The sequence below is a fragment of the Arthrobacter sp. B3I4 genome, assembly GCF_030816855.1.
Classification (GTDB): Bacteria; Actinomycetota; Actinomycetes; order Actinomycetales; family Micrococcaceae; genus Arthrobacter.
Window position 1 is genome coordinate 2,990,828 of sequence record NZ_JAUSYK010000001.1, and the last position, 18,603, is coordinate 3,009,430.

General features: G+C 67.8%; 16 protein-coding genes, 1 tRNA gene and 2 pseudogenes. 4 read left to right on the top strand and 15 right to left on the bottom strand.

Annotated features, from left to right (window positions below; all coding sequences use genetic code 11):
- The 4 genes from QFZ61_RS14135 to gcvH all read right to left on the bottom strand — a co-directional run bounded on the left by QFZ61_RS14135 (window position 1) and on the right by gcvH (window position 2,187).
- The gene (locus QFZ61_RS14135) at window positions 1-504 is read right to left on the bottom strand and encodes a bifunctional nuclease family protein (RefSeq protein WP_307037067.1); all 504 of its coding nucleotides are present in this window, start codon (window positions 502-504) and stop codon (window positions 1-3) included.
- Window positions 504-1,220, bottom strand: a complete 717-nt coding sequence (locus QFZ61_RS14140) for a MerR family transcriptional regulator (protein ID WP_307038218.1) — start codon at window positions 1,218-1,220, stop codon at window positions 504-506. The genes QFZ61_RS14135 and QFZ61_RS14140 overlap by 1 nt, the downstream gene beginning before the upstream one ends.
- Before the next feature lie 23 nt (window positions 1,221-1,243).
- Complete coding sequence (locus QFZ61_RS14145) at window positions 1,244-1,717, bottom strand: FHA domain-containing protein (protein WP_307037069.1); 474 nt, start codon at window positions 1,715-1,717, stop codon at window positions 1,244-1,246.
- An 83-nt stretch (window positions 1,718-1,800) separates the two neighbouring features.
- Window positions 1,801-2,187, bottom strand: a complete 387-nt coding sequence (gcvH, locus tag QFZ61_RS14150) for a glycine cleavage system protein GcvH (protein ID WP_307037071.1) — start codon at window positions 2,185-2,187, stop codon at window positions 1,801-1,803.
- A 150-nt stretch (window positions 2,188-2,337) separates the two neighbouring features.
- Between gcvH and QFZ61_RS14155 the strand changes: the two genes are divergently transcribed.
- The gene (locus QFZ61_RS14155) at window positions 2,338-3,207 is read left to right on the top strand and encodes an Fpg/Nei family DNA glycosylase (protein WP_307037073.1); all 870 of its coding nucleotides are present in this window, start codon (window positions 2,338-2,340) and stop codon (window positions 3,205-3,207) included.
- Between the two features lie 79 nt (window positions 3,208-3,286).
- On the opposite strand, the gene QFZ61_RS14160 is transcribed toward QFZ61_RS14155, so the two are convergent.
- The 10 genes from QFZ61_RS14160 to QFZ61_RS14205 form a co-directional block, all read right to left on the bottom strand.
- Window positions 3,287-3,363 (bottom strand) — tRNA-Pro (locus QFZ61_RS14160).
- 162 nt (window positions 3,364-3,525) lie between these two features.
- Window positions 3,526-5,076, bottom strand: coding sequence for a ribosome biogenesis GTPase Der (gene der / locus QFZ61_RS14165; RefSeq protein WP_307037075.1), 1,551 nt, complete (start codon window positions 5,074-5,076; stop codon window positions 3,526-3,528).
- The gene (locus QFZ61_RS14170) at window positions 5,073-5,771 is read right to left on the bottom strand and encodes a 1-acyl-sn-glycerol-3-phosphate acyltransferase (RefSeq protein ID WP_307038221.1); all 699 of its coding nucleotides are present in this window, start codon (window positions 5,769-5,771) and stop codon (window positions 5,073-5,075) included. The genes der and QFZ61_RS14170 overlap by 4 nt, the downstream gene beginning before the upstream one ends.
- 49 nt (window positions 5,772-5,820) lie before the next feature.
- The gene (cmk, locus tag QFZ61_RS14175) at window positions 5,821-6,549 is read right to left on the bottom strand and encodes a (d)CMP kinase (RefSeq protein WP_307037077.1); all 729 of its coding nucleotides are present in this window, start codon (window positions 6,547-6,549) and stop codon (window positions 5,821-5,823) included.
- A complete protein-coding gene (locus QFZ61_RS14180; RefSeq protein ID WP_307037079.1) occupies window positions 6,549-7,658 on the bottom strand; it encodes a prephenate dehydrogenase in 1,110 nt (369 codons plus the stop codon). Before QFZ61_RS14180 ends, cmk begins: the two co-directional genes overlap by 1 nt.
- 3 nt (window positions 7,659-7,661) lie before the next feature.
- Window positions 7,662-8,852 carry a pseudouridine synthase gene (locus QFZ61_RS14185; RefSeq protein ID WP_307037081.1) on the bottom strand — a complete coding sequence of 397 codons (1,191 nt, stop codon included), beginning with the start codon at window positions 8,850-8,852 and terminating at the stop codon, window positions 7,662-7,664.
- Between the two features lie 106 nt (window positions 8,853-8,958).
- Window positions 8,959-9,594: an SMC-Scp complex subunit ScpB gene (locus QFZ61_RS14190; RefSeq protein WP_307037083.1), complete on the bottom strand. Its 636-nt coding sequence runs from the start codon at window positions 9,592-9,594 to the stop codon at window positions 8,959-8,961.
- Complete coding sequence (locus tag QFZ61_RS14195) at window positions 9,591-10,439, bottom strand: ScpA family protein (protein WP_307037084.1); 849 nt, start codon at window positions 10,437-10,439, stop codon at window positions 9,591-9,593. The genes QFZ61_RS14190 and QFZ61_RS14195 overlap by 4 nt, the downstream gene beginning before the upstream one ends.
- A 6-nt stretch (window positions 10,440-10,445) precedes the next feature.
- Entirely contained in the window at window positions 10,446-11,345 is a 900-nt protein-coding gene (locus QFZ61_RS14200; protein WP_307037085.1) for a ParA family protein, read from the bottom strand.
- A 267-nt stretch (window positions 11,346-11,612) separates the two neighbouring features.
- Entirely contained in the window at window positions 11,613-12,983 is a 1,371-nt protein-coding gene (locus QFZ61_RS14205; protein WP_307037087.1) for a cation:dicarboxylate symporter family transporter, read from the bottom strand.
- A gap of 132 nt (window positions 12,984-13,115) precedes the next feature.
- Here QFZ61_RS14205 and QFZ61_RS14210 point away from each other — a divergent pair, with 132 nt between their 5' ends.
- Both QFZ61_RS14210 and QFZ61_RS14215 read left to right on the top strand, forming a co-directional pair.
- On the top strand, window positions 13,116-14,966 hold the full coding sequence (locus tag QFZ61_RS14210; RefSeq protein ID WP_307037089.1) for an ATP-binding protein: 1,851 nt from the start codon (window positions 13,116-13,118) through the stop codon (window positions 14,964-14,966).
- Window positions 14,963-15,683, top strand: a pseudogene (locus QFZ61_RS14215) (response regulator). Before QFZ61_RS14210 ends, QFZ61_RS14215 begins: the two are co-directional and overlap by 4 nt.
- Window positions 15,684-15,863: 180 nt before the next feature.
- Here the strand turns inward: QFZ61_RS14215 and QFZ61_RS14220 are convergent.
- Window positions 15,864-17,784: pseudogene (locus QFZ61_RS14220) on the bottom strand (propionyl-CoA synthetase).
- A gap of 174 nt (window positions 17,785-17,958) precedes the next feature.
- Between QFZ61_RS14220 and QFZ61_RS14225 the strand changes: the two are divergent.
- Entirely contained in the window at window positions 17,959-18,600 is a 642-nt protein-coding gene (locus tag QFZ61_RS14225; protein ID WP_307037091.1) for a GntR family transcriptional regulator, read from the top strand.
- Window positions 18,601-18,603 lie beyond the last annotated feature (3 nt).

Genomic DNA, 18,603 nt, shown 5'->3' on the forward strand with positions numbered 1-18,603 from the left:
TCAGCCGGCAAAATCTTCCGGTTCAACGTCGTCCAGGAACTCCCGGAAGCGGCGCAGTTCGCCCTCTTCGTCGACGGCGGGACCCGGTTCGGCTTCCTCGCCGTCGTCGTGCTCGGTGATCCGCACGCCCGCTTCTTCCATCACCGAATCCGCGCACCAGATCCGGCATTTGGCGCGCAGGGCCAGGGCGAGGGCGTCGGAGGCCCGCGAGCTGACAGTGGTGCCGTCCTCGAACTGAAGCTGGCCGTAAAAAATGTTGTCCTCGACGGCCACGATGTTCACGCTGACAATGGTGTGGCCCAGCGCCTCGACGACGTCCACCAGCAGGTCGTGGGTCATCGGCCGGGGCGGGACCACGCCCTGCTGCGCGAGGGCGATGGCGCTTGCCTCCGGGGTGCCGATCCAGATGGGCACGTGGCGCTCACCGTGCATCTCCTTGAGCAGGACCAGCGGCTGGTTCGATGGCAGCTCGATCCGTACCCCTACGATCTCCACTTCGATCATCAGCTGTCCATCCTCGAAATGCGGTCCTGGACCAGGGCGCGGTGCAGCGACAGGCAAAGTTCGCTGATTTCGCGGGCGGCCTCGGCGGCGCGGGCGTGGGACGCGGCGTCCTTGCGGGACGTCAGGGTTGCCACCGCCCGTTCCACCAGACCGAATTCGCGGTCGGCCGCGGCCTGAATCGGCCGCAGGTGCCGCGGTTCGAGGCCGTGGCTCTCGAGCTGGACACAGGCGCGGGCCACCTGCAAGGCGTGTTCGTCGAATTTGCCGTTGACGTGCCCGATCAGGCCGAAGCTCAGCAGGGACTCCAGCAGCGGGACGCTGGCGCCGGACTCGGCGCGGAGCTGTTCTTCGCTGAGCTTGCGCACGCGGTTGTTCAGCTCGGAGGCAAGCTCGTCGGAAACGATGCGCGGCGAGACCGTAACGCCGGGCGGCAGGTTGTCCGGGCGCTCCCCGCGGTCGATCGCGTCAAGGTAATCCTTGATGACCTTCAGGGGGAGGTACTGGTCCCGCTGCAGGGCCAGCACGAAGCGCAGGCGTTCGACGTCGCTCTCGGAGTACTGCCGGTAACCCGCGGGGGTCCGCTGCGGGTTGATGAGTCCCTTTTCTTCAAGGAACCTGATTTTCGACGCGGTCATGTTGGGGAAGTCGTCGCTCAGCTGCGCCAGGACCTCCCCAATGTTCAGGACCTGGGGTCCGCGCCGTTCGGCCTGTGCCATTGCCACCGGCAGCTACCCCGATATCAGACGTTGCCTGCGGTACGGACAGGGCTGAGGTAGAAAGTGAGCCGGAACTTGCCGATCTGCACCTCGTTACCGGACTTTAGCTCCACGCTGTCGACCCGGTCGTGGTTGACGTAGGTGCCGTTCAGGCTGCCGGTATCCACGACCTCGAAGCTGCGTGCGGTGCGGCGGAACTCGACGTGGCGGCGCGAGACCGTCACGTCGTCGAGGAAGATATCGGCATCCGGGTGGCGGCCGGCGGTGGTGACATCGGAGTCCAGCAGGAAGCGGGCACCGGCGTTCGGGCCGCTGTGCGCCACCAGCAGGGCGGAACCGGCCGGCAGTGACTCGACCGCGGTGCGTTCATCAGCGGAAACTTTGGGCGTGAGGGTGGGCTCGTCGCGCACCGGAGTGAGGTTGATCGAGGTGGTCTCCGAGGCTCTCACTCCACCCGTGCCGTGATCACCGGTTTCGTGCCGTCCGTGCCGAGCCATTGAGTCCTCCTCATTCGCTGCAGGTGTCCCCCCTGCAAACAACGCATGCCGTCCGGAAAAGCCTGGCAGTTCCGGTAATCCCCTTAGCCTACCTGTTGTTCGTACTCGGATGCACTGAGCAGCGACTCCACCGCGTCGGCCTCGGCGAGCTTGATTTCGATCAGCCAGCCCTCGCCGTAGGGGTCGGAATTGATCAGCGCGGAATCGGTGTCCAGCGATTCGTTGCGGGACACCACTTCGCCGCTGACCGGGGCGTAGATGTCACTGACGCTCTTGGTTGATTCCACCTCGCCCACGACGTCGTTCGCGGTGATTTTGGTGCCTACCTCCGGCATCTGGGCGTACACGACATCGCCGAGGGCGTCCTGGGCAAAGTCCGTGATTCCGACCCGCACGACGCCGTCGGCGTCCGGCGCGGTCACCCATTCGTGCTCGGCGGTGTAGGACAGCTCTTCGGGAATGTTGCTCATGACGGGCCTTTCGTCGGGTCAATCACCAGGTCGCGGCGGCCGCTGGAACGGGCCGCCGCTGAAAGTATAGGCACACCCGGACCCGCCCGGCAGGACTCTGGCATGATGGGGCCATGCCAGCATCAGGCCCAGATCCGGACGGAGATGCCCATGCCTGAATTACCCGAAGTGGCGGCTCTGGCCGACTTTTTGGCGGCGCGCCTGCAGGGAGCAGTGGTGTCAAAGGTGCAGATCGTCTCCTTCGCGGTGCTGAAGACAGCGGATCCGCCCATCTCCGACCTCGAGGGCAGGACGGTCACCGCGGTGCGCCGCTACGGCAAGTTCGTGGCGGTGGAGGCGGACGGAATCCACCTCGTCTTCCACCTGGCCCGCGCCGGCTGGGTCCGGCTCACCGATGCCCCCACCGGGGCGCTGCTGAAGCGCGGCGGCGGGCATATCGCTGTGCGGCTGTCGTTTTCCAGCGCGGGCGGTCCGCTGGATTTGGACCTGACCGAGGCGGGCACGAAGAAGAGCCTGGCGGTCTACCTGGTCCGGGACCCGTCCGACGTGCCCGGCATTGCCGCGCTGGGACCGGATCCGTTCAGTCCGGGGTTCGACGTCGAATCCCTGGCCGCGATCCTGACGTCCAGCAAGCAGCAGATTAAGGGGGTGCTGCGGAGCCAGGGCATCATCGCCGGCATCGGCAACGCCTACAGCGACGAGATTCTGCACGCGGCCAGAATCTCGCCCTTCGCGATCGCGAGTTCCCTGGACCGGCCGGCAACGGAGCGCCTCTATGACGCCATTCACGACATCCTGGGCACCGCGCTGGCGGAGGCCAGCGGAAAACCGGCCAGCGAACTAAAGGACGCCAAGCGCAGCCACATGCGGGTGCACGGCCGGGCGGGCGAAGCGTGCCCGGTCTGCGGTGACACCGTGCGGGAGGTGTCCTTTGCGGACACGGCACTGCAGTACTGCCCGACCTGCCAGACCAAGGGGAAGATCCTGGCGGACCGCCGGACGTCCCGCTTCCTGAAGTAGGGAGGTTACCGGACCGACCGGGCCGGGAAACAGAAAACCCCGCCATGTCCGTTGCCGGAAATGGCGGGGTACTTTCTGTTGGTCGGGCTGACAGGATTTGAACCTGCGACCCCTTGACCCCCAGTCAAGTGCGCTACCAAGCTGCGCTACAGCCCGCTGGTTCCGCCGTTCTCCGCTCCTGATGCTTCCGTTGGAAATCCAAAGGAATTCATCTGAGCAGTCCGGCCGAACCACCTTGAAAAGCTTACACGATTCCGGAGGGTGCCTGTGACACCCTGGCCCGGGCCGGGAACTTTTCTCCCGGCCCGGGCGCCCGGATTAACGCTTCTTGCCGCGCTTTTCCCGCACCCGCATGTTGACCTCGATCGGAGTGCCCTCGAAGCTGAAGGTTTCGCGGAGCCGGCGGGTGATGAAGCGTCGGTAGCCGGGGTCCAGGAAGCCGGTGGTGAACAGCACGAACTTCGGCGGCCGGCTCGAGGCCTGGGTGCCGAAAAGGATACGGGGCTGCTTGCCGCCGCGGACCGGGTGCGGGTGCGCCGCGACCAGTTCGCCGAGGAAGGCGTTGAGCCGGCCGGTGGGGATGCGCCGGTCCCAGCTCTCCAGGGCGGTGTCCAGGGCCGGAACCAGCCGGTCCTTGTGCCAGCCGGTCTTGGCGGAGATGTTCACCCGCGGCGCCCAGGCCACGTGGGCCAGGTCCTGCTCGATTTCGCGTTCCAGGTAGCTGCGGCGTTCGTCGTCCAGCAGGTCCCACTTGTTGAAAGCAAGCACCAGCGCCCGGCCGGATTCGATAGCCAGCTGCAGGATCCGCACGTCCTGCTCGCTGAGCACCTCGTCCACCGCGAGGAGCACGACGGCGACCTCGGCCTTCTCCAGGGCGCTCTGGGTGCGCAGCGAAGCGTAGAAATCCGCGCCCTGGGCCATGTGCTGGCGGCGGCGGATGCCTGCGGTGTCCACGAAACGCCAGGTGCGGCCGCCGAGTTCGATGAACTCATCGACCGGGTCGCGGGTGGTGCCGGCGGTGTTGTCGACGACGACGCGCTCGGAGCCGGCGAGCTTGTTCAGCAGCGAGGATTTGCCGACGTTCGGGCGGCCGATGAGGGCGATCCGGCGGGGTCCGCCGGTGCGCTCGAGCCCTTCGATGGTGGAGAACTCCGGCAGGGTGTCCATCACGTGGTCCAGCAGGTCGGCGACGCCGCGGCCGTGCAGGGCGGACACCGGGTAGGGCTCGCCGAAGCCGAGGCCCCACAGCGCGGCCGAGTCTGCTTCCTGGGCGAAGTCGTCCACCTTGTTCGCGACCATGATGACCGGCTTCTTGGACTTGCGCAGCATTTTCATGACGCCTTCGTCCGTGGCGGTCGCGCCGACGGCGGAGTCGACGACGAACAAGACCGCGTCGGCGAGTTCCACGGCCATCTCGGCCTGCTCGGCGACCCGGGCGTGGATGCCGCGGGCGTCGTGCTCCCAGCCGCCGGTGTCGACGACGGTGAAGTTCCGGCCGTTCCAGTGCGCGGAGTACATGACCCGGTCGCGGGTGACGCCGGGGGTATCCTCGACGACGGCTTCGCGGCGGCCCAGGATGCGGTTGACCAGGGTGGACTTGCCGACGTTCGGGCGGCCGATGATGGCCAGGACCGGGTCAAGTTTGACCGGTCCGTCGAAATCCTCGTCCTCGTAGCGGCCGCTGAGCAGCGCGGCGTCTTCCTCGTCCAGCTCGTAGTCGTCCAGGCCGGCGCGCAGCGAAGCCGCGCGCAGCTCGGCCTCGTCGTCGTCCAGGGCGGCGAGGTTTTCGGCCACCTGGTCCGTGCCGGTGGGCGTGTATTCGTCTTCGCCGGCGCCGAAGTTGCCGGAGGTTTGAGTCGTATCGCTCATTGCACGTTCCTTAGGTGGTGATCTGCCGGCGTCCCGGCTACTGCTTGCTGAAGTTCTTGCGGGGAATCCGCGTCGGGCAGGCCCTGCCCGCTGGCGGAAACGGTGTCCTGAACGTGCCGCGCCAGTGCGGCGCGGATCTCGGTTCCCACCCTGTCCATTGAAGCACGCCCGGTCTCGCCGGGTTTCCGGCTGAGATTGAGGGCGCCGCCGAAGCTGACATGCAGCCGGCGGCCGGGCCGGGGCACGGTGTTGAGGTGCTCGCCGTTGATCCTGGTGCCGAGGATGGCGACCGGGATGACCGTGGCCCCGGAGTTCAAGGCCAGCCAGGCTACGCCGTTGTTGATGGCGGCTGCCTGCCCGCTCCCCCGGGTGCCTTCGGGCAGGATCCCGACGCACCGTCCGGCGTCGAGGATGCTTTTGGCCCGCTGCAGCGCCGCCCGGTCCCCCGAGCGGTCCACTGCCAGCTGGCCGGAGGCGTTCAACACCAGGCCCAGGGAGCCCCTGAACATCTCCTTCTTGACCAAGATGTGCATGGGCCGGGGCGCGGCGCCGAACATCACCGGCCCGTCAAGGAAGCTGATGTGGTTGCCGGCGAAGATGACCGGGCCTGCTGCCGGGACGTTGGTGCGGCCGGTCACCGTGGTCCGGTAAACCACGCGGTCCAGGAGCCAGCCGACGGGACGGCTCCAGGCCATGGTCCCGTCCAGGAACGCCCGCCCCGGCCGGCGCGTACCGGCTGCGGACTCAGTCACGGTGGAAAGCCGTGTGGTTGATGACCCGGTGCACGATCCCCAGGGCCGCGTCGACGGTCTCGGCGAAGTCCAGGTCCGAGGAATCCAAAGTCACCACGCCGTCGGCGGCCTGGGTGAAGTTGACCACGGTGGAGTCCTTGGCGTCCCGCGCCGTGACCTGCGCCGCGAGCTGCTCGGCGTTCTGGCTGCCGCCGAGCTGGATGCCACGGCGGCGAAGCCGGGCCTCTTCGCTGGCCGTGAGCAGCATGCGGACCTCGGCGTGCGGCGCGACGACGGTGGTGATGTCCCGGCCCTCCACCACCATCCGGCGGTGGTGCGTTTCAATCAGGGCACGCTGGCGCCGGATCAGCTCGGTGCGGGCGCCCAGCGTGGTGGCGACGGCGCTGACCGCGGCGGATATGGCCGGTTCGCGGATGGCCTCGGTTATGTCGGTCCCGCCGACCCGGACGTACTCTTCCCGGGTGCTGGTGCTGATCTCCAGATCGAGCGCCTCTGCGGCGTCTTCCACAGCCTGGCCGTCGGCCAGGTCCGTGCCGCTCTGGAGGCAGAACCAGGTCAGCGCCCGGTACATGGCGCCGGTGTCGAGGTAGGCGAGCCGGAGCCGGCGTGCCACCTCTTTGCTGACGCTGGACTTGCCGGAGCCGGAGGGGCCGTCGATTGCGACGACGAGGCTCTTTCCGGGGCGGACGATATCCACCGTCTGAATCAGTTCCTGGGTCATTACTGGAGTACCCGCCATCCGCGGTCGTTGAGGGCTTCGATGAGCAATTCGTGCTTGTTCGGCAGCACGGAGATTTCCACCATGCCGACATTCTGTCCTGAGGAGTGGTCCAGGCGGAGGTCCTCGAGGTTGACGCCGATCTCGCCGATTTCGGTGAGCAGCCTGGCGATCTGTCCCGGAGTGTCGTCGACCAGGACGGTCAGCCAGGAATACGCCTGCGGCGGTCCGCCGTGCTTGCCCGGGATCCGGGCCTGGCCGGCGTTGCCTTCGCTGATCAGCTGGGCCAGGTCCAGGCGGGCGCCCTGGGCGGTCGGGTCCTCAAGGGTTCCGATCAGCCGGTTCAGGTCCTCGCGGACGCCGTGGAGGATTTCGACGACCTTGTCCGCGTTGGCGCCGAGGATCTGCACCCAGAGCGTGGGGTCGCTGGCCGCTATCCGGGTCACGTCGCGCAGCCCGTTCCCGGCCAGGGACAAGGCATGCAGCGGCGTACCCTGCAGCCGGCTGGCCAGCAGGGAGGACATGACCTGGGGCAAATGCGAGACCAGGGCCACGGCTTCGTCGTGTTCCTCCGCCCCGAATTCGGAGATCACCGCACCCAGGTCCGTGGCCAGGGCGCGCGCCGTCTGCAGGGCCTCGGGCCGGGTTTCTGCCGAGGGGCACAGCACCCACGGCATGGAGGTAAACAGTTCACCGCGGGCGGCGACCGGCCCGGATTTCTCCCGGCCGGCCATCGGGTGCGTGCCGACGTAGCGGCCCAGGTCGGCGCCGCGTTCGCGCAGCTGCGCCTGGATGCCGGCCTTGACGCTGGCGATGTCCACCACCACGGCGGCCGGGTAGTCCGCCAGGGCCCGGGCGACGACGTCGGCGGTCACGTCCGGCGGCGCGGCGACGACAACGAGTTCCGGGGCTTCGCCGTCCAGGCGCTCCAACGGCAGGCCCGCACCGATGTCGACGGCGACGGCCAGGTTGGTGGGCGAGGGGTCGGTGAGGAACACGGCGACGCCCCGGCCGCGAAGTCCCAGGCCGATGCTGGTGCCCAACAGCCCCGTCCCCACGACCACGACCGGCCCGTTCAGGTGGCCGCGCCCGTGGGTGCGAAAAGCGGACATGGGCTACAGCCCCACGGATGCCAGCAGGTGGCCGACTTCCTGCTTGCCGAGGTTGCGGATGCTGCCCTGGCGCTGGTCGCCCAGACCGATGGGGCCGACCTTGACGCGCACCAGGCGCAGCACCGGGAAGCCGACGGCGTCGAAGAGCCGGCGCACGATGCGGTTCTTGCCCGAGTGCAGCACCACCTCGATCAGCACGTGGCCCGGGGTCGAGTCGACCAGCTTGAAGGAGTCGACCGAGGCCATGCCGTCTTCAAGTTCGATTCCGGCCTTGAGCTGGGCTCCGACGCCCTGCGGGAACGGCCCGCGGACCTGGACCAGGTAGGTCTTGGGAACCTCGTAGGACGGGTGCGTCAGGCGGTTGGCGAGTTCGCCGTCGTTGGTCAGCAGCAGCAGGCCCTCGGTGGCGACGTCGAGCCGTCCGACGTGGAAGAGGCGTTCACCGTGGTGGTTGCGGACAAAGTCACTGACGCAGGGGCGGCCGTCCGGGTCTTCCATCGTGGAGACAACGCCCTTGGGCTTGTTGAACACCATGTAGACCATGTTCTCGTCCAGCTGGATGCGCAGGCCGTCCACGTGGATCACCGAGGTCTTGGGGTCAACCCGGACACCGAGCTCGGTGACGACCTGGCCATCGACCTCGACGCGGCCTTCAGCAATCATTTCCTCGCACACGCGGCGGGAGGCCACACCGGCCGAAGCCATGACCTTTTGCAGCCGCACGCCGTCCGCGTCGTGCAGTTCAGACTGGGGCACCTCGGAGCGGGGACCGCGCTTGCGAGCCGGTTTCCGGACCGGGCCGAGGCTCTGGCCGAAGCGTTCGCCGCCGAAGGCGCGGGAGCCGGCGGCCTTGGCCGCGCCGGCGCCGACCCGGGGCTTGGGTTTGAGCGCGCCGGGCGTGCCGGGAACCTTGCCCGCGCCGGGCTTGCGGGCACCGGGCTTCCGGGCCGCCGGCTTGCCGGCGCCCTTGCGGTCAGCCTGGTCCGGGGTTCCGGCGTCGGGGTTGAGATCGGGATCGACGAAAGCTTCTTCGCGCGGCTTGGGCCGCTTGAACGGCCGGTCGCCGCCGCCCTTGGGGAAGTCGCGCTGGCCGCGGCCGGCGCCGCCCGCACCCGCGGTGCGTGCTGATTGGTGTCCGGCGCTGGTGCGTCCCGAACCGTTACGTGGTGAACCCTGGCGTCCCGCCTGTGTCATGACCCGTCCTTCGTTTGTTGGCCTGCGGCGGCTGCCTCCCGGCAGTGCCCACCGGCCGGGCAGAGGTGCTGCCCGCGTGGATATCTTGCGGCTGCAGGCATTGCGCCTACATTCTTCCTTCGTCGTAAAACTCTGCTATGCCTTCAAGCCCTGGAAGATGGGGTGAAAGCTGAGGCAGCTCAGCCACCGAGCCGATTCCCATCCGTTCCAGGAAATACGACGTCGTGCGGTACAGGATGGCCCCCGACTCGGGATCGTGTCCCGAGTCCTCGATCAGGCCGCGCTGGATCAGCGTCCGCACCACAGAGTCAACGTTGACCCCTCGAATTGCCGACACCCGCGCCCGCGACACGGGCTGGCGGTAGGCGATCACGGCGAGCGTTTCAAGCGCCGCCTGCGTCAGCCTGGCCGTCTGGCCTTCGAGGACGAACCCGCCTACGACGTCGGCGAATTCGGCACGGGAATAGATCCGCCAGCCACCGGCAATGTTCCGCAATTCAAAACCCCGGGGGGCGGCACTGAAACCAGCGTCCGCATCCGGGGCATTACCAGTATACCCGTTATACTCCCGCTGCAGTTCCCCGAGCAGGTCCTCCACGACGTCGAGCGTGAGGTTCAGCCCGGCGGCCAGGGCGGGGGCGGTCGCCGGTTCGTCGATCACCATGAGAACTGCTTCGAGGGCGGCACGCGGTCCGCCGGGCAGCACGGAGAGGTCCGGACCGTTCGTTTCTGCGTCGTTCACGGCTGCTCCTCGTATTCTTCGCTCAGGTTTTCGCTGCTCCAGTCCGCGCCGTCGGCGGTCCAGTGCACGGACAATTCGCCCAGGGGCAGCAGCTGGTCGAAAGCGACAGCCTTGTCCCGGAACATTTCCAGCAGGGCGAGGAACCGCGCCACCACCACCAGGGTGGACTCGGCGTCGGCGATCAGTGCCCGGAAGGTGAGGGCCCTGCCCAGCCGAAGCCGGTGACCGATGATCTCGGCCTGTTCCTTCACGCTGACCGGCGTCCCGTGCAGGTGCGCGAGGCCGACTTCGGTGGGGGCCGCTTCTTTGGGCTTCAGGGCCGCTTCGGCCAGGGCCGCGAACTCCTGCGGGCTGTGCTTCCAGACCAGTTCGGGCAGCAGCGCGGCGAAGTGGCCCTCGAGGGCGACCTGGCGCGGGTAGCGCTGCGCTTCCTGCTCGAGTGTTGACTCGAGCAGGCCGGCGACGTGCTTGAAGGCCTTGTACTGCAGCAGCCGGGCGAACAGCAGGTCACGGGCTTCGAGGAGGGCGATGTCTTCGTCGTCCTCGACCTCGCCGGCGGGCAGCAGGCGGGCGGCCTTGAGGTCCAGCAGGGTTGCGGCGACGACGAGGAATTCGCTGGCCTCATCGAGGGCCCAGTCCTCCCCCAGCCGCTGCAGCCGCTTGATGTACTTGATGAACTCGTCGGTGACGGTGGCCAGGGCCACCTCGGTGATGTCCAGCTGGTGCTTGGAGATCAGGCCGAGGAGCAGGTCGAACGGTCCGGTGAAGTTGGCCAGCCGGACCTCGAAACCGGGTTTCTTCCCGGACGGGGCCAGCTCCGCCGTCGGGGCGCCTGTCGCCGCCACGCCTGGTTAGGGCGCGCCGCCGCGCGAGATCAGCTCTTTGGCCAGCCGGCGGTAAGCATCAGCGCCGACGTGGTTGCCGGCATAGCTGGTGATGGGTTCGGCGGCCACGGTGGCGTCGGCGAACTTGATGGAGCGCTTGATCACGGTCTCGAAGACCTTGTCGCCGAAGGCCTCCACGAGGCGGGTGATTACCTCGCGGCTGTGCAGGGTGCGGGCGTCGTACATGGTGGCGAGGACGCCGTCGACCTGCAGCCGCGGGTTCAGCCGGTCCTGGACCTTGTCGATCGTTTCGACCAGCAGTGCCACAGCGCGCAGGGCAAAGAATTCGCAGATCAGCGGGATGACGACGCCGTGGGAGGCGGTCAGGGCGTTGACGGTCAGCAGTCCGAGGGAGGGCTGGCAGTCGATCAGGACGACGTCGTAGTCGTCCTCGACCTTTTTCAGGGCACGGTCCAGCACCTGTTCACGGGCGACTTCGTTGACGAGCTGGACTTCCGCGGCGGAAAGGTCGATGTTCGCCGGGAGCAGGTCCAGGTTGTCCACGCCGGTTTTGTGGATGGCGTCGCGGATGTCGACCTTGCGGTCCATCAGGACGTTGTAAACCGTGAGGTCCAGTTCGTGCGGGTTGATCCCGAGGCCGGCCGACAGCGCGCCCTGCGGATCGAAGTCCACGACGAGCACGCGGCGGCCGTACTCGGCCAGCGCGGCGGCGAGGTTGATGGTGGACGTTGTCTTCCCGACACCGCCCTTCTGGTTGACCATGGCGATCACGCGGGCCGGGCCATGGGAGGACAGCGGCGCGGGCTCCGGGAATTCGCGTTGCGGGCGCCCGGTGGGGCCCATGACGGCGTCGTCCAGGTCGAGTTCGGTGCCTTCCAGGGTGGCTGACCCCTGTTCGCTGCTCACGTATCTATCCACACTTTCGATGACGGTGATTTTCGTGCCCGACCCTGCAGGCCTTTTGAGCTGCTGCCGGTGTCCGGCGCGGGTCCTTGTTCCTCCCAAGGTTACAGCCCCCGACACGGTATTCCACGGACCTTGACAACCGCCGTTCCGCGCGCCTTGACCCTCTGGTAGAGGTCGAGGGTTGCCTCCGCGGCACCTCGGCGGGGACGCAAAACCGCCCGGACGCAGGTGCTGCGTCCGGGCGGTTTCGGGTGGAGGAAGCGGTGCCTAGACGGTGGCCGGCGCCGGCTGCGCGGGGGCAACTGCGGTGCTGCCCGCGGCCGGTTCGCCGGTGTGGCCGGCGATCATGGTCTGCTCGTCGAACGGCTCGGCGCCGGAGAGGACGCGTTCGACCTGTCCGCCGTCGATCTCCTTGACCCAGGTGCCGATCAGGACGGTCGCCACGGCGTTGCCGGTGAAGTTGGTCAGTGCGCGGGCTTCGGACATGAAGCGGTCGATGCCGACGATCATGCCGACGCCGCCGAGCAGCTCCGGCCGGTGGGCCTGCAGGCCTGCGGCCAGGGTGGCGAGGCCGGCGCCGGTGACGCCGGCGGCGCCCTTGGAGGCGATGATCATGAAGATCAGCAGCGAAATCTGGGCGCCCAGGTCCAGCGGGGTGCCCATCGCGTTGGCGACAAACAGCGACGCCATGGTCAGGTAGATCGCGGTGCCGTCGAGGTTGAAGGAGTAGCCGGTGGGGACCGTGACGCCGACGACGGGCTTGGACACGCCGAGGTGTTCCATCTTTGCGATCAGGCGGGGCAGGGCCGCTTCAGAGGAGGAGGTGGAGAAGATCAGCAGGTATTCGCGGCCGAGGTACTTCATGAGGCGGAAGATGTTGACGCCGGACACAACCTGCAGGATGCCGCCCAGGATCACGACGATGAACACGGCGCAGGTGATGTAGAAGGCGACCATGAGGGTGGCCATGCTGATGATGGCCTGGACACCGGTGGCGCCGACGACGGCCGCGATCGCACCGAAGGCGCCGACCGGGGCGAGCCACATGACCATGATGAGGAGGCGGAACACGAGGACCTGGCCGTGGCCCACGGCCTTCAGGATCGGGGTGCCCTGCGGGCCCATCTTCTGCAGCGCGAAACCGATGAGGATGGCCGCAAAGAGTGTGGGCAACACGGGGATGTCACCCGGGATGATGCCAAGCAGGAAGTCGACGGTGCTGTCTGTCGCGGCCTTCTTGTTCGGATCGTAGGGGGCGAGCTTGAGGCCGGCGCCCGGGTGGATCAGGTTGCCGACGACGAGCCCGATGGCCAGCGCGAAGGTCGACATGACGATGAAGTAGCCGAGGGCCAGGCCGCCGACCTTGCCGACGGTTGCCGCCTTGGCGATGGAGCCGATGCCCAGCACGATGGTGCAGAAAATGACGGGGGCGATCAACATCTTGATGAGCTTGATGAAGCCGTCACCGAGCGGCTTGAGCGACTTGCCGAACTCGGGGAACATCAGGCCGACCAGGGCGCCGAGGACAACGGCGATGATGACGGCCATGTAAAGGTAGTGGGACTTGTCCAGCCCCTTGCGCTGCTTCTTGAACGGCGCCGCGGCCGTAGCCGCTGACTCTCCTCGTTGAGAGGCCATGGTGTTTCTCCTTGGATAGGCTGGACCTGGATGCGGCAGAGTGCGCATCTGTCCGTTCTGCGTGTTCCTCCATCATTGGGGACACCGTGACGCGCATCACCGTTGCGTTCATATTGGTCATGGAAGGTGCAGTTGATCCATCACTGGAGCATCGCCCGAAGGCTGTTTGTGGCCCATCTGTTGTTCATGCTGGCCCTGACCGCACTGGTGGGTACAGCCACCTATGTGGACGCGAGGGACCACGCCTACCAAGAGGCCGGCCGCAGGATGACCGGCATCGCCACCTCCGTGGCGGACAACCCCTTGGTCCTGCAGGCAGCAGGCAGCGCCAACCCGTCTGCGCAGCTCCAGCCTTATGCCCTGCAGGTGATGCGCGACGCGCCGGCCGATTTCATCACGATCATGGCGCCGGACCGAACGCGCTGGACGCATCCCCGCGACGAGGAGCTGGGCAAGCCCTACATCGGCTCGATCCAGGCGGCCTTGAACGGTGAGGTCTTCACTGAAATCATGGCGGGCACGCTGGGTCCCTCGGTCCGCACCATCGCCCCCGTCAAGGATGCCGACGGGAAGGTCAAGGCCCTCGTGGCGGCAGGCGTCACGGTGCGGAACGTGGATGTGGCTTTCTCCGGCCGCCTGCCGGCTTTGCTGCTGATCGCCGCGGCCCTGCTGGTCGCCGGGTCGGTGGCCTCCTGGCTGCTTGGCCGCTACCTGCGCTCGGTCACCAGGGGCTGGGGGCCGGAACAACTCGCGCAGCTGTTCGCCTACTACGAGTCAGTCCTGCATTCGGTCCGTGAGGGCGTGATCCTCATCGATCCCAGGGGCAGGGTGGTGATGTACAACGACCAGGCGGCCGCACTGCTGGGGGTGCCACCGCGCACTGTCGACGGCGTCCCCGATGGCAGCGACCCCGGCAGCGGCAATGCCGGCACGGACGGCAGCGGCAGCGTCTCGGCTGGTGGCGGCCCGGACAGCAGCTTCCCCGACAGCGGAGCCGGCGAGCGCCGCGGGAAGAGGTCCCGCAACGGCCGTGGCGACGTGGCGCCGTCGTTGGCGGAACTGCCGCTTGCCCCCAGCCTGAAGGAGCTCTTCCAGTCCGGCCGAAGCGCCCGGGACGAAATCCACCTCACCGGCGAGCGCGTGCTGGTGGTGAACCAGGGCCCTGCAGTGGGCCCCCGCCCGGGGCCGGGCCGGCAGCGGTGGGCGTCGGGGGCGCCTGTCTTCGGCACGGTTGCCACCATCCGGGACCGCACCGAGATCGAGTCGCTCGGCAGTGAGCTGGAAACCATGCGCACGCTGTCCGACGCGCTCCGTGCCCAGACCCACGAGCACGCCAACCGGCTGCACACCATGGTCTCGCTCATGGAGCTGGGCCGCGGCGCCGAGGCGCTGGACTTCGCGACGAAAGACCTGGAACTGACCCAGCGCCTGACCGATGACCTGGTGGGCTCCATCGAGGAGCCGGTGCTCGGTGCTCTGGTGATGGGCAAGTCGGCCCAGGCACACGAACGCGGTGTGGAACTGATCCTCACCACCGGGGGCTCGACCGCCGTCACCGGGCTGGCGGTCCAGGACCTCGTCGCCATCCTGGGCAACCTGCTGGACAACGCGATCGACGCCGCCGCCGACGCGCCGCCCCCGCGGCTGGTGGAACTCTCCGTGATAACCGAGGCGGACACTGTGGAGATCACCGTGGAGGACAGCGGTCCCGGGATCGACCCGGCCGCTCTGGACGACGTCGTCCGGCACGGCTTCAGCACCAAGGCCCCCGGGCCGTTCGGGCGCGGACTTGGACTCGCCCTGGTCCGCCAGGCGGTGCGGCGGCTGGGCGGTAGCATGACCATCAGCAGCCCGGCCGGGGCACTGTTCCGTGTCACCCTTCCGACGGCGCCGGCCGAACCGTCGGCGGAACCGGCCGCCGCCTCGCCGGCCACACCGCCGGCCGAACCGCCGGCGCCACTAAGTGCAGAGGACCAGCAATGAGCGAGATCCGGGTACTCGTCGTCGAGGACGAGCCCATAGCGGCCGCCGCCCACGCCGCCTACATCGGCCGGCTGGACGGTTTCATCCTGGCCGGGTCCGCCCCGGACGGGCAGTCGGCCCTGCGCCTGATGACCGACCTCTCCGCTGCGGGCCAGCCGGTGGAACTGGTCCTGCTGGACATGAACCTACCCGACCTGCACGGGGCTGGACATCGCGCGCCGGATGCGCGCCGCCGGCCTCTTCGCGGACATCATTGCGATCACCGCGGTGCGTGAACTGAACATTGTCCGCAGTGCCGTGGCGACCGGCGTCGTGCAGTACCTCATCAAACCTTTTACCTATGCCACGTTCGCCGACAAGCTGCGCAGCTACAGGCAGTTCCGGGAGCAGCTGGCCTCCCCCGGAACGGGCGCCGGCGGGGCAGGCGCGTCACAGAGCGATGTGGACCAGGCCTTCGCGAGCCTGCGGGCGCCCTCGGAACTGCCGCTGCCCAAGGGTCTGTCCGTGTCCACGCTGGAGTCGGTGCAGGAGTTCATGAAGCTTCAGTCAGGGGCGGTGTCGGCCACGGAGGTGATGGCGGCGCTGGGCATGTCCCGTGTAACCGCGCGCCGCTACCTCGAGTATCTGGCCGACGCCGGCACAGTCTCCCGCACGGCACGCTACGGTGCTCCGGGTCGGCCGGAAAATGAGTACCGCTGGAGCCGTCCAGGGACCTAACCCCGCGCCCCGCTCCCCGCCGCATCGAGTTCGCACTTCGCGGCAATGTCTGGCCACAACACTGCCGTGAAATGCCGACTCGATGCGACCACCCGACGCGGTCACCCGGTTCGCCAACCCGGTGCGCCAACCCGGTGCGCCAACCCGGTGCGCCTACCCCACTGGCAGGCGGCCGTGGAACTACTGGACTGCGGACCGGACCGGTCCGCCGGCGTCCGGCCGGAGCGTTTCGAGCAGCTGGTCGATCACGCCGGCGTCCTCGATGGTTGAAGGCACGACGTACTCGTCGCCGTCGGCAATCTGCCGCATCGTCTTGCGCAGAATCTTTCCCGAGCGGGTCTTGGGCAGCGCCTCGACAACCGTGACGTGTTTGAAGTCGGCCACAGCGCCGATGTCGCGCCGGACCAGCGCGATCAGGTCCTTGACCAGGACCTCCTCCGGGATGTCCACACCGGATTTGAGGACCACGTAGCCGCTGGGCCGCTGGGCCCTTGAGCGGGTCCGCAAGCCCGATCACAGCACATTCGGCGACCGCCGGGTGCTGGCCGATTACCTGTTCCATCGCGCCGGTGGAGAGCCGGTGACCGGCGACGTTGATGATGTCGTCGGTGCGGCCCATCACGAACAGGTAGCCGTCCTCGTCCCGGTAACCGGAGTCGCCGGTGGCGTAGTAGCCATCGAAAGCCTGCAGGTAGGACGAAATGTAGCGGTCGTCGTTGCCCCAGAGGGTGGTCAGCGTTCCCGGCGGCAGCGGCAGCCCCAGCACGATGTTGCCCTCGGTTCCCGGCTCGACTTCCTCGCCTGCGCCGTCGAGGATCTGCAGCTTGAAGCCTGGCATGGGAACGCTGGGCGACCCCGCTTTGATCGGCAGGTCGTCCAGGCCTCGAGGGTTGGCACAGATGGCCCAACCGGTCTCGGTCTGCCACCAGTGGTCCACCACCGGTACGTCAAGGATCCGCGAGGCCCAGTGGAAGGTGTCCGTGTCCAGCCGCTCGCCGGCGGCGAAGAGCGTCCGCAGGCTGGAGATGTCGTACTTTTCCAGCAGCGCCGCTTCCGGGTCGGCTTTGCGGATGGCCCGCAGCGCCGTCGGGGCGGTGAACAGCACGTTGACTTTGTGGTCCGAGATGACCCGCCAGAACGCGCCGGCATCGGGGGTGCCCACCGGCTTGCCTTCGTAGAGCACCGTGGTGGCTCCGGCCAGCAGCGGGCCGTAGACGATGTAGGAATGCCCCACCACCCAGCCGACGTCGGAGGCGGTCCACATCACGTCTCCGGGTCCGACGTCGTAAATGTTCTCCAGCGTCCAGCGCAGCGCGACGGCGTGGCCGCCGTTGTCCCGTACCACGCCCTTCGGGGTTCCGGTGGTGCCGGAGGTGTAGAGGATGTAGAGCGGATCGGTGGCCTGCACGTCAACCGGGGCTGCCGGCTCGGCCGACGCCATGACCGTGTCCCAGTCGAGCCAGCCGGCGTGGTCGGAGGCGGACGCCGTGAAGCCGGGCCGCTCCTTGACCAGCACGGGGGTCCCGGGGGTCCCGGCGAGTTGCAGAGCCTCGGCGACCGCCGGGAGGTACTCAATCCGGCGGGAGGGTTCGATGCCGCCGGAGGCAGTGACCACCGCGGCGGGTGCAGCGTCCCTGATCCGGGCTGCCAGTTCCTTGGGCGCGAAGCCGCCAAAGACCACCGAGTGGATTGCGCCGAGCCGGGCGGTGGCAAGCATGGCGATGGCGGCCTCGGGGATCATCGGCATGTAGATCACCACGCGGTCGCCTTTGCCGACGCCGTGGCTGCGCAGCACCCCGGCGAAGCGGGCAACGAGATCAGTGAGTTCGGAGTAAGTAAAGCGCTGTTGGGTGCCGAGCATGGCGGAGTCGTAGATCAGGGCGTCCTGCGACCCGCGGCCCTCCTCAACGTGCCGGTCGAGCGCGTTGTAGCAGGTGTTCAGGGCGCCGTCCGGAAACCAGCCGTAGAGCGGCGCCCGGCTGGAATCAAGGGCGCGTCCCGGCGGCGTACTCCAGCCGACGGCTTTGGCGGCGTCCAGCCAAAACTCCTCCGGCTGCTCAACGCTGCGTTCGTAGCTGTCCCGGTAACTCTTGATGCCCATGAAGTAATCCCGTCCACGACGTTGTGATGCAGCTCATGGTAGCCCGCCCGGCGGTCTTACGACAAGGTTTCTGTATACATCGTCCGGCATCTTTAGAGAAATATGTAGCAACGAGGCCTTCTTCAGGCGGGTTGTGTATACACTGGAGGTAAGCGCCCGAGGAAGGAGACCAGCATGCGTGCCAGCGACAAGGCCTACGCGGCCCTGCGCGACGAGATCATTGAGTGGCGTCTGGCTCCCGGCACCGTGCTGGCCGAGGTGGAGCAGTCCGAGCGGCTCGGCATTTCCCGCACTCCGTTGCGGGAGGCCCTGAGCCGGCTGACCGCCGAAGGACTCACGACGACGGCAGGTGGCCGCGGCGTCGTCGTCACCGACATCTCCCTTGAGGACATCGACGAACTTTTCGAGCTGCGCGAGACCCTTGAGGGCAAAGCCGCCGGGCTGGCCGCCGAGCGCGGGGACGCCGTCGTTTTCGAGCAACTGCGCAGTGAACTCCTGCGTGCACCGGAGCTCATCAACGGCTCGGATCCGGCACGGCATGACTATTACGGCCTGGTCGGGCGGCTCGATTCAGCAATTGACGCCGCCATCTCCAATTCCTATCTGGCGCAGGCCATTCGCAGCCTGCGCGTGCACCTGGTGCGGGTGCGCCGGCTGGCGGCCGACGACGCCGAACGCCTCACCGCCGCAGCCGCCGAGCACGCGGCGATTGCCGAAGCCATCGCCGCCGGCAACCCGCGGCTCGCCGAGGCCGCCACCACCCTTCACCTGCACCGCAGTCTTTCCCACGTCAAAGCAACCCACGTACCTCACTAGAAG

Coding starts and splice junctions, on each gene's coding strand:
- QFZ61_RS14135 (WP_307037067.1), bottom strand. CDS start 504: ATGATCGAAGTGGAGATCGTAGGGGTACGGATCGAGCTGCCATCGAAC.
- QFZ61_RS14140 (WP_307038218.1), bottom strand. CDS start 1,220: ATGGCACAGGCCGAACGGCGCGGACCCCAGGTCCTGAACATTGGGGAG.
- QFZ61_RS14145 (WP_307037069.1), bottom strand. CDS start 1,717: ATGGCTCGGCACGGACGGCACGAAACCGGTGATCACGGCACGGGTGGA.
- gcvH (WP_307037071.1), bottom strand. CDS start 2,187: ATGAGCAACATTCCCGAAGAGCTGTCCTACACCGCCGAGCACGAATGG.
- QFZ61_RS14155 (WP_307037073.1), top strand. CDS start 2,338: ATGCCTGAATTACCCGAAGTGGCGGCTCTGGCCGACTTTTTGGCGGCG.
- der (WP_307037075.1), bottom strand. CDS start 5,076: ATGAGCGATACGACTCAAACCTCCGGCAACTTCGGCGCCGGCGAAGAC.
- QFZ61_RS14170 (WP_307038221.1), bottom strand. CDS start 5,771: ATGGCCTGGAGCCGTCCCGTCGGCTGGCTCCTGGACCGCGTGGTTTAC.
- cmk (WP_307037077.1), bottom strand. CDS start 6,549: ATGACCCAGGAACTGATTCAGACGGTGGATATCGTCCGCCCCGGAAAG.
- QFZ61_RS14180 (WP_307037079.1), bottom strand. CDS start 7,658: ATGTCCGCTTTTCGCACCCACGGGCGCGGCCACCTGAACGGGCCGGTC.
- QFZ61_RS14185 (WP_307037081.1), bottom strand. CDS start 8,852: ATGACACAGGCGGGACGCCAGGGTTCACCACGTAACGGTTCGGGACGC.
- QFZ61_RS14205 (WP_307037087.1), bottom strand. CDS start 12,983: ATGGCCTCTCAACGAGGAGAGTCAGCGGCTACGGCCGCGGCGCCGTTC.
- QFZ61_RS14225 (WP_307037091.1), top strand. CDS start 17,959: ATGCGTGCCAGCGACAAGGCCTACGCGGCCCTGCGCGACGAGATCATT.